Source organism: Burkholderia sp. Ac-20392 (assembly GCF_017104585.1).
GTDB classification, from domain to species: Bacteria; Pseudomonadota; Gammaproteobacteria; order Burkholderiales; family Burkholderiaceae; genus Burkholderia; species Burkholderia lata.
On sequence record NZ_JAAGPB010001102.1, the window covers coordinates 1 to 682 of the forward strand.

The 682-nt window shown below is 67.6% G+C and carries 1 protein-coding gene and 1 pseudogene; both read left to right on the forward strand.

Features of this window, described 5'->3' with window-relative positions; genetic code table 11:
• The first annotated feature begins 33 nt into the window (after positions 1 to 33).
• Positions 34 to 534 (forward strand): ribosomal protein S18-alanine N-acetyltransferase, encoded by a 501-nt coding sequence (gene rimI / locus G3N99_RS41025; protein ID WP_089425705.1) that lies wholly within the window; start codon positions 34 to 36, stop codon positions 532 to 534.
• Positions 521 to 682: pseudogene (locus G3N99_RS42290) on the forward strand (uracil-DNA glycosylase); the annotation flags it as partial. The gene rimI and the pseudogene G3N99_RS42290, both read left to right, overlap by 14 nt.

Here is a 682-nt window from a genome sequence, read left to right on the forward strand (position 1 = left end):
TCATCCCTTCGCGCAGACGGGCGGAGCGAAGGGATGACGGGTGTACTGCTGAGCGACCGCTATCTGGCGCCGATGACGGATGCCGATCTCGACGAGGTCGTCGCGATCGAGCACGTCGCGTACGAATTCCCGTGGAGCCGCGGCAACTTCGAGGATTCGTTGCGCAACGGTTATCTGGGCGTGTGCCTGCGGCACGTGACGGGTTCGTTGATCGGCTATTGCGTGCTGATGCCCGTGGTCGACGAGATGCACCTGCTGAACCTGTGCGTCGCGCCGGCCGCGCAGTGCGCGGGCGCGGGCCTGGCGCTGCTGCGCGAGGCCGTGCGCATTTCGCGCGCGGAAGGGCTCGACGGTGTGCTGCTCGAGGTGCGGCCATCCAATCCGCGCGCGATTCATCTGTACGAGCGTTTCGGCTTCTTGACGATCGGCCGGCGCAAGAATTATTACCCGGCGAAGCATCGCAGCCGGGAGGACGCGATCGTGATGCGTCTGACGCTGAACAAGGACGAAGGGGACGCGCATGGCATGGGCTGAAGCGGCGCTCGAGGAAATGGGCCTCGCGCAGATCTGGGTGCGGCGCGGGCAAAGCGCGGATGAAGGCACGGACGCGGGCGCGGCAGCCGAAGCGCGCGCCGCCGCGCAAACCGATACGGCGGACGCCGCACCGGCCGTCGCGACCGAG